Origin of the sequence: Caulobacter sp., from assembly GCF_049283275.1 — a bacterium.
Classification (GTDB): domain Bacteria; phylum Pseudomonadota; class Alphaproteobacteria; order Caulobacterales; family Caulobacteraceae; genus Caulobacter.
This window is the reverse complement of sequence record NZ_JBAPVS010000098.1, coordinates 1-8,320: the sequence shown is the minus strand read 5'-3', so window position 1 is coordinate 8,320 and position 8,320 is coordinate 1. Positions and strand designations below refer to the sequence as shown.

Annotated in this window: 9 protein-coding genes; 5 read left to right on the top strand and 4 right to left on the bottom strand. The window is 70.3% G+C overall.

What is annotated here, in order from left to right; genetic code table 11:
- Positions 1-73: 73 nt before the first annotated feature.
- The 3 genes from WAL33_RS04890 to metX are packed head-to-tail and all read right to left on the bottom strand — an operon-like array spanning position 74 to position 2,637.
- The gene (locus tag WAL33_RS04890) at positions 74-820 is read right to left on the bottom strand and encodes an endonuclease/exonuclease/phosphatase family protein (protein ID WP_422179056.1); all 747 of its coding nucleotides are present in this window, start codon (positions 818-820) and stop codon (positions 74-76) included.
- Entirely contained in the window at positions 817-1,485 is a 669-nt protein-coding gene (gene metW / locus WAL33_RS04885; RefSeq protein ID WP_422179054.1) for a methionine biosynthesis protein MetW, read from the bottom strand. Before metW ends, WAL33_RS04890 begins: the two co-directional genes overlap by 4 nt.
- Entirely contained in the window at positions 1,486-2,637 is a 1,152-nt protein-coding gene (metX, locus tag WAL33_RS04880; RefSeq protein ID WP_422179052.1) for a homoserine O-acetyltransferase MetX, read from the bottom strand. It abuts the gene before it with no gap.
- 77 nt (positions 2,638-2,714) lie between these two features.
- On the opposite strand from metX, the gene WAL33_RS04875 reads away from it, so the two are divergent.
- The 5 genes from WAL33_RS04875 to WAL33_RS04855 are packed head-to-tail and all read left to right on the top strand — an operon-like array spanning position 2,715 to position 6,890.
- Positions 2,715-3,227 (top strand): SixA phosphatase family protein, encoded by a 513-nt coding sequence (locus WAL33_RS04875; protein WP_422179050.1) that lies wholly within the window; start codon positions 2,715-2,717, stop codon positions 3,225-3,227.
- Complete coding sequence (locus WAL33_RS04870) at positions 3,224-3,568, top strand: DUF952 domain-containing protein (RefSeq protein ID WP_422179048.1); 345 nt, start codon at positions 3,224-3,226, stop codon at positions 3,566-3,568. The genes WAL33_RS04875 and WAL33_RS04870 overlap by 4 nt, the downstream gene beginning before the upstream one ends.
- A complete protein-coding gene (locus WAL33_RS04865; protein ID WP_422179047.1) occupies positions 3,565-4,641 on the top strand; it encodes a quinone-dependent dihydroorotate dehydrogenase in 1,077 nt (358 codons plus the stop codon). Before WAL33_RS04870 ends, WAL33_RS04865 begins: the two co-directional genes overlap by 4 nt.
- On the top strand, positions 4,638-5,375 hold the full coding sequence (locus WAL33_RS04860) for a TVP38/TMEM64 family protein (protein WP_422179045.1): 738 nt from the start codon (positions 4,638-4,640) through the stop codon (positions 5,373-5,375). Before WAL33_RS04865 ends, WAL33_RS04860 begins: the two co-directional genes overlap by 4 nt.
- Before the next feature lie 9 nt (positions 5,376-5,384).
- Positions 5,385-6,890: a sensor histidine kinase gene (locus tag WAL33_RS04855; RefSeq protein WP_422179043.1), complete on the top strand. Its 1,506-nt coding sequence runs from the start codon at positions 5,385-5,387 to the stop codon at positions 6,888-6,890.
- 42 nt (positions 6,891-6,932) lie between these two features.
- On the opposite strand, the gene WAL33_RS04850 is transcribed toward WAL33_RS04855, so the two are convergent.
- Positions 6,933-8,279 (bottom strand): ATP-binding protein, encoded by a 1,347-nt coding sequence (locus WAL33_RS04850; protein WP_422179041.1) that lies wholly within the window; start codon positions 8,277-8,279, stop codon positions 6,933-6,935.
- Positions 8,280-8,320 lie beyond the last annotated feature (41 nt).

Below are 8,320 nucleotides of genomic sequence, written 5' to 3'. Positions count from 1 at the left end.
CTTGCGGCGTGTCCCCATGACCGGACGCGGCGCTCTTGGAAGGGGACACGCCGCGAGGGCATGTCCCCGACCTTCAGGCGCCCGTGATCTCCAGGTCGATCACCAGCGGCAGGTGGTCCGAGGCGGTCCGCGCCAGGGGGCCGTAGGGCGAGTGGACCCGCACCGTCTCTACGCCCTTGGTCAGGAAGACGTGGTCGATGCGCATGAACGGGAAGTTCGAGGGGAAGGTCGCGGTCGGGGCCTGGCGCCACGTCGGGGTCGGGGTCTGGGCGTCGCGCAGGACGGTCTTCAGCAGGCGATAGGTCGCCGAATAGGGCGTGGCGTTGAAGTCGCCCAGCAGGATGCCCGGCGCCTTCCAGTCCTCGTGCGCCATCCACTGCTCGCCCAGCAAGGCGGCGGCTTGGCGCTTCTGCTCCTGTGGCACCAGGCCCAGATGGGTGTTGATGATCTGGACCGGGGTTCCGCCCACATCGACGGTAATCCAGATCGCGCCGCGCGGCTCCAGGCCGGGAATGAGCGGATACAGCGGCAGGCCGCCGGCCTTGACCTTCGTCTCGGGCAGGGCGGTCAGGATGGCGTCGCCGTAAAGCTCTTCCTCCACGGCCATGGCCGGGTGGAAGTGCGAGCGCATTTTCAGAAGCTCGGCCAGACGGTGGGCCTGGTCCACGCCCCGGGTGCGGGCCCGGCGGACGTCCAGCTCCTGAAGCGCCACCACGTCGGCGTTCTCCGCAGCGATGACCTCGGCCACACGCTCGACGTCGAGCTTGCGGTCCGTGCCCACGCAACGGTGGACATTGTACGTCATGAGACGAAGCTTCATCCGTCGAAGAGATCGCCTGAAGTCGCTGGAGGTTCCGCTGAAGCCAAAACACCGGCGGGGGCGGGATTGCGGCTGAGCATGAACAGGCAGGTTTCCGCCCGCCAGTTCTCCAGCGTCCTGGTCGGGTCGATCTGCCGGGCCGGGCCGTTGCCCGCGAAGGCGGCGCAGGCGTCGATGCGCACGTCCAGATCCTCGGTCAGGGCCAGGAAGTCGGCCAGGGTGCACAGGTGGATGTTGGGCGTGGCCCACCAGGGCAGCGGCAGGGCCTCGGTCTCGGGCATCCGCCCGCGATGCAGCAGCGACCAGCGCACCCGCCAGTGGCCGAAGTTGGGGAACGACACCACGGCGTGGTCGGCGATCCGCAGCAGCTCGTCCAGCACATGGCGGGGCCGGCGCGTGGCCTGCAGGGTCTGGGACAGCACCGCGTAGTCGAAGGTGCGGTCGGGGAAGTGGTCCAGGTCCTGGTCGGCGTCGCCCTGCACCACCGACAGGCCGCGCGACATGCAGGCCGCGACCCCGGCGGCGCTGATCTCCAGCCCCCGGCCGTCGACCTGCTTTTCCCGGGTCAGCAGGTCCAGCAGCACGCCCTCCCCGCAGCCGACGTCCAACACGCGCGAGCCTGGGCGGACGAGGCGCAGGATCTCTTTGAAGTCTTCGCGGATCATCTAGAGCCCCCGCTCACGTTCCACTGAACTCAGGAAGCCGTGCAGCGCCGCGTCCATCACCGGTTCGTCCAGCAGGAAGGCGTCGTGGCCCTTGTCGCTCTCGATCTCGACGAAGGCGGCACGGCAGCCGGCGGCGGTCAGGGCGCGGACGATGTGGCGGTTCTCGGCGGTCGGGTACAGCCAGTCGCTGGTGAACGACAGCACGCAGAACCGCGCGTGGCGCGCCCCGGCGAAGGCCTGGGCCAGCACCCCGCCATGGCCGGCGGCCAGGTCGAAATAGTCCATGGCCCGGGTGATGTAGAGATACGAGTTGGCGTCGAAGCGGTCGACGAAGCTGGCCCCCTGGTGGCGCAGATAGCTTTCCACCTGGAAATCGGCGTCGAAGCCCCAGGACAGGCCGTCGCGCTGCAGCTCGCGGCCGAACTTTCGTTGCAGGGCCGCCTCGGACAGATAGGTGATGTGGGCGGCCATCCGGGCGACGGCCAGGCCCTTTTCCGGGCGCGACTTGCCCTGCGCATAGGCGCCGGCCTTCCAGTCGGGATCGGCCATGATCGCCTGGCGGCCCACCTCGTGGAAGGCGATGTTCTGGGCCGAGTGACGCGCGGCCGAGGCGACGATCACCGCGCTGAACAGCTTGCCCGGATAGTCGGCCGCCCACTGCTGGACCTGCATGCCGCCCATCGAGCCGCCGATCACGGACAGCAGGGTTTCAACGCCCAGGGCCTCGACCAGCATGGCCTGGGCGCGCACCATGTCGGCGATGGTGATCACCGGGAAGCTCAGGCCATAGGGCTTGCCCGTGGCCGGATTGATCGAGGCGGGTCCGGTCGAGCCGGAGCACCCCCCGATCACATTGGAGCAGATGATGAAGTGGCGGGCCGGGTCGATCGGCCTGCCGGGGCCGACCAGGCGGGTCCACCAGCCGGCCTTGCCGCTGACGGGGTGAACGCCGGCCACGTGCTGGTCCAGGCTCAGGGCGTGGCAGATCAGGACGGCGTTGGTTCCGTCCGCGTTCAGCGTGCCCCAGGTGCGATAGGCGATCTCGAGGTTTTCCAGCTGGGCGCCGGAGTCGAGCCGCAAGGGTTGATTGGGCGGGAACCGCCAGGTTCCGCCCTCGGAAAGCACAGCCCCGGCGAAATCGAGATTTGCCATGCCCGCCTTGGACCGCTTGGCGCCTTCCGTGTCAACCGCGCGCTTCCGGAGCGCTCCGGTGAAGGCTATGGAGGGTCATGGACCGACTGATCCTCATGCGCCACGGCAAGGCCGAGCAGCACGCCGCTTCGGGCGGCGATTTCGAGCGCGCCCTGGCGCCGCGCGGCCAGAACGACGCGGCCTTGATGGGCAAGGTGCTGGCCAAGGCCGGCCTGTCGCCCGTCCTGGCCCTGGTCTCCTCGGCCCGCCGGACCCGCCAGACCTGGGACGCGGCCGCGCCGGCCTTTCCCACAACCCGGGTCGAAACCCGCCGCGCCCTCTACCACGCCGAGGCCCAGGACGTGCTGGCGACGATTCGCGAGGAAGCGCCCGACAGCGGGACCGTCATGGTCGTGGGCCACAATCCCGGCCTGCACGAACTGGCCCTGCGCCTGGCCCTGGGCGGACCGGCCGATCCCGCCAAGCTGGCCCAGCTGCGCGGCAAGTTTCCCACCGCGACCGTCGCGGTCTTTTCGATCGCCCCCGATGGAGCCCCGACCTTGAGCCACCTGTTCTATGCTTCGGAAAACGGCGGACACGGCGGCGAATGAGCAAGATCTACAAGATCCTCCCGAAGACCGAGTGGGACGCGGCCCGCGCCGCGGGGACCTTCGCCGGCTCGGCGGTCGACCTGGCCGACGGCTTCATCCACTTCTCCGGCCACGACACCGCCCAGCGAACGGCCGAGCTCTATTTCAAAGGCCAAACCGGCCTGATGCTGCTGACCGTCGAAGCCGACGACCTGGGCGAAGCCCTGAAGTGGGAGGCCTCGCGCGGCGGAGACCTGTTCCCGCACCTGTTCCGCGACCTGAAGGTCGACGAGGTGAGCGCCGAGCGGGCTCTGGCTCTCGACGCCGACGGCGTGCCGATCCTGGGCGAGCTGTCCGCATGAGCCTTCACGACATCGCCTCGCGCGCCCTTCACGCGCTGGATCCCGAGGACGCCCACGGCTGGGCGATCAAGGGGCTGAAGATGGGCCTGGGCCCACGCCAGACCGACGTCGACGACCCCATCCTGGCCTGCACGATCGCTGGCATGGCGCTGTCCAACTGCGTGGGCCTGGCCGCCGGCTTCGACAAGAACGCCGAGGTCCCCGCCGCCATGTCCCGGGCCGGCTTCGGCTTCGTGGAATGCGGCACGGTCACGCCCCTGGCCCAGTCCGGCAATCCCCGCCCGCGCCTGTTCCGGCTCACCGAGGACCAGGCGGTGATCAACCGCATGGGCTTCAACAACGAGGGGCTCGAGCCGTTCGCCGCGCGCCTGTCGACCCTGAAGACCCAGCGGGTCGGCAAGCACAGGGACGCCGTGGTGGGGGCCAATATCGGCGCCAACAAGGACGCCGCGGACCGCATCGCCGACTATGTCACCGGCCTGACGCGGCTGTGGGGCCTGTCGGACTATTTCACCGTCAACATCTCCTCGCCCAACACCCCGGGCCTGCGCGCCCTGCAGACCAAGGCGGCGCTGGAGGAGCTTCTGGGCAGGATCGCCGAGGCGCGCGGCCTGCTGAAGGCGGCCGGCACGGTCGACTATCCGATCTTCCTGAAGGTCGCGCCCGACCTTGAGGACGGCGAGGTCGAGGCCATCGTCGACACCGTCAAGGCCAACGGCCTGAACGGCGTCATCGTCAGCAACACCACCATCGCCCGGCCCGCCGACCTGATCTCGCCCCTGAAGGGCGAAAGCGGCGGTCTTTCCGGCAAGCCCCTGCTGACCGCCTCCACCGCGATGCTGGCCCGCTTCCACGCGGCCAATAGCGGTCACCTGGTCCTGATCGGCGCGGGCGGGATCGCCAGCGGCGCGGACGCCCTGGCCAAGATCCGCGCCGGGGCCTGCGTCGTGCAGCTCTATTCGGCTCTGGTCTATGGCGGGCCGGGCTTGGTCCAGCGGATCAAGGCCGACCTGGCCGCCCGCCTGCGCGCCGAGGGCTTCGCCTCGGTGACCGACGCGATCGGCGCCCGATGACGCCTGACACCGCCCTGGCCTGGCTGCGGCGCTTCGGGCCGTTGGCCGCCTTGCTGATCCTGCTGGCCGTGGCCCTGGTCACCGGCCTGGCGGGCAGGCTCAGCCTGGAAACCCTGCAGGCCCAGGGCCAGGCCCTGCAGACCTACGCCGCGGCCAATCCGCTGAAGACGGCGGTGATCTACATCCTGCTCTATGTGGCCACGGTGTCGATCTCGCTGCCGGGCGCCCTGATCCTGTCGCTGACCGGCGGCTTCCTGTTCGGACCGATCGGCGGCGGGGCGGTGGCGGTGACCGGCGCGACGGGCGGCTCGACCGTGGTCTATCTGGTTTGCCGCACGGCCTTCGGCGACTTCCTGCGCAAGAAGCCCGGCGCCCTGCTGTCCCGGATCGAGGAGGGCTTCAAGGCCGACGCCTTCTCCTACCTGCTGACCCTGCGGCTGATCCCGGCCTTCCCGCTGCTGCTGGTCAATGTCGCCTCGGGCCTGATGAACATCCCCGTGCGCACCTATCTTCTGGCCTCGTTCCTGGGGATGATCCCCAGCTCGTTCGTCTATGCCGGCATCGGTGCGGGCCTGGGCCACATCTTCGCCAGCGGCGAGCCGGTGACGATGCACACCCTGTTCTCGCCGCGCATCTATCTGCCGATCGCGGCGATGGGCGGCCTGGCCTTGCTGCCGCCCCTGTGGCGCTATTGGCGAAACCGCCGCGTTGCCCAAGCCCCAGACGTGAAGTAACCCAGACGCATGACCGAGCCGGTCGCACCGTCAGTTCCGGAACATCCCAAGCCAGGGCGTCGCTTCCCGTGGCCTGGAGGCCTGTCGGCGCGCCTGCTGCTGCTGACGGCCCTGTTCGTGGCCATCGCCGCCGCGTTCATCCTGCCGCCGGCCCTCGCCGATTTCGAGAAGCAATGGCTGCTGGACCGCGTCCGGGCCGCCGAACTGGCCTCGACCATCGCCGACGCCGATCCCGAGCGCCGGGTGACCGACCGGGTGTCCCAGAAGCTGCTCGACCAGGCCGGGGTGGTGATCGTGGCGCTGGAGGTCGACGGCGCCCGCCGCCTGGTGCTGCCCACCGAGCCGCGCGGACTGAAGATCAAGACGCCCTATCTGGTCGATCTGCGCCGCCAGAACTCCGGATCGTGGCTGGCCGCCCCGTTCTTCACCCTGAAGAGCGCGCCCGGCAGCATGGTGCGGGTGATGGCCGAGCCGCGCTTCCGCCAGGAGGCCGAGTTCGTCGAGATCGTCCTGCCCGACGCCCAGCTGAAGGCGCTGCTGGTCGGTTATCTGGGCCGTCTGGCCGGGGTGACGATCTTCGTGGCGGGCCTGGCCGGGGTGCTGATCTATCTGGCGCTGAACTTCCTGCTGGTGCGGCCCATGCAGCGCATCACCCAGGCCATGGAGCGGTTCCGCGCCAATCCCGAGGACCCCGCCGCCCGCGTGGTGGTCTCGCGCCGCCGCGACGAGATCGGCCGCGCCGAGCGCGAGCTGGACATGATGCAGACCGACCTGATCACCGCCCTGCAGGCCAAGGCCCGGCTGGCCGCCCTGGGCGAGGCCGTGGCCAAGATCAATCACGACCTGCGCAACATGCTGACCAGCGCCCAGATGGCGTCCGACCGCCTGGCCGCCCTGGGCGACCCCAAGGTGGCCCAGGCCCTGCCGCGCCTGGAGCGGGCCCTGGACCGCGCCATCACCCTGGCCAGCGACGTGATGGCCTATGGCAAGTCCAAGGAGCCGGCTCCGGCCCTGCGCGCCACGCCGCTGCGCGCGGCCCTGGACATGGCCGCCGAGGATTCCGGCCTGCAGCCCTCCGGCGTGGCCCTGGAGACGGTGATCGACAGCCGCGAGCAGGTGATCGCCGATCCCGACCAGCTGCACCGCATCCTGACGAACCTGCTGCGCAACGCCCGCGAGGCCATCGAGGGCGCGCCCGATCGCGGCGGCAAGGGGCGGGTGTTCGTCGAGTTGCGCCGCGTGGAGGGCATGAGCGTCCTGCGGCTGTCCGACGACGGCCCCGGCGTGCCGGAGAAGGCGCGCAACAACCTCTTCCAGCCGTTCGTGGGCTCGGTGCGGCGCGGCGGCACGGGCCTTGGCCTGGCCATCGCCCGCGAGCTGGCCCAGGGCCATGGCGGCGACCTGGCCCTGGTCGAGACGGGGCCGGGCGGCTCGGTGTTCGATCTAACCCTGGCGGGCGCGCCCGAGCCGGCCGAAACCGCGCCCGAGCTGGTCAATCCCAAGGCCAAGTCCTGAGCCGAGGGTCTTGCGGCCTTCGCGGGGCGCGCCGATTTCAGCCTATCCCGGCAACCTCAGCACGGCCCGCAATCCGCCCATCGGCGAGCGTTGCAGGGTCAGCTCGCCGCCCAGGCCCCGCGCCATGTCGCGGGCGATGGCCAGGCCCAGGCCCACGCCCTTCTCGTTCTGGTTCCGAGACTCGTCCAGGCGGTTGAACGGACGGAACGCCTCCTCGTGGCGGTCGTCGGGAATGCCGGGACCGTCGTCGTCGACGAAGATCCACACCCCGCCGGCCGGGGCGGCGGTGGACGAGACCCGCACGGTCTCGCCGTGGGCGGCGGCGTTGTCGATCAGGTTGGCCAGCGCCCGCTTGAAGGCCTGGGGCCGCAGGATGGCCGACAGGTCGTCGCCGATCGACACCTCGACCTTGGCGCCGGACCGGGCCGCGCCCTCGCAGACGCCCTCGATCAGCGGCCGCAGCATGACCTGGCGGGCCTCCTCGCCGCCCTCGCCCCGGGCGAACGCCAGGTACTCGTCGATCATGTGCTCCATTTCGGAGAGGTCGCGCGACATGGCCTCCAGCTGCGGGCTGGGCTCGGCCAGGGCGATCTCCAGCTTCAGCCGGGTCAGGGGCGTGCGCAGGTCGTGGCTGACGCTGGCCAGCAGGGCGGTGCGCTGCTCGATATGGCGCTGGATGCGGGCCTTCATGGCCAGGAAGGCCTGGGCCGCCTTGCGCACCTCGCGCGCGCCGTGCGGCTTGAAGGCGGCCTGGTCTATGCCGCGCCCGAAGGCGTCGGCGGCGTCGGCCAGCCGCTCGATGGCCCGCACCTGGTTGCGGATGAACAGGATGGCCACCGCGGTCAGCAGCAGGGTGGCCACCACCATCCACAGGATGAAGATATGGCCCTGGGTGGCGAAGGCCCGGTCGCGCGGGGCGATGATCCGCAGCACCCCCTCGTCGACCTGCACGCGGATGTCGACATGGCCGGGATAGCGGGTGGTGTCGAACCAGAACGGGTCGTCCAGCCGCTCGTCCAGGGCCGTGCGCAGCGAACGGTCCAGCGAGGCGAAGAGCGACGGCCGCTGGTTGGTCGGCAGCTTGCGGCCCTTCTGCAGGGCGATCGACAGCGACATCGAGTTCTCGGCCCGCTCGGCCATCTTGTCCAAGGCCTCGGGCGAAGGGTCGTCCTTGTAGGTCTGCACCGCCCAGGCGACGTCGCCGGCCAGGCCCTCGGACAGGCGGCTGGTGACGGTCTCCCAATGGGCGTCGAAGAACGCCCAGGTGACGGCGATCTGCATGACCGCCACGGGCAGGACGATGATCAGCAAGCTGCGGCCGAACAGCGAGGTCGGCAGCCACCGTTTGATCTGGCGGGGAATGAACAGGCGGGTGCGAAGGTGGATCATCGGGCGGCAAGCCCCCTCCGGCCCTTCGGGCCACCTCCCCC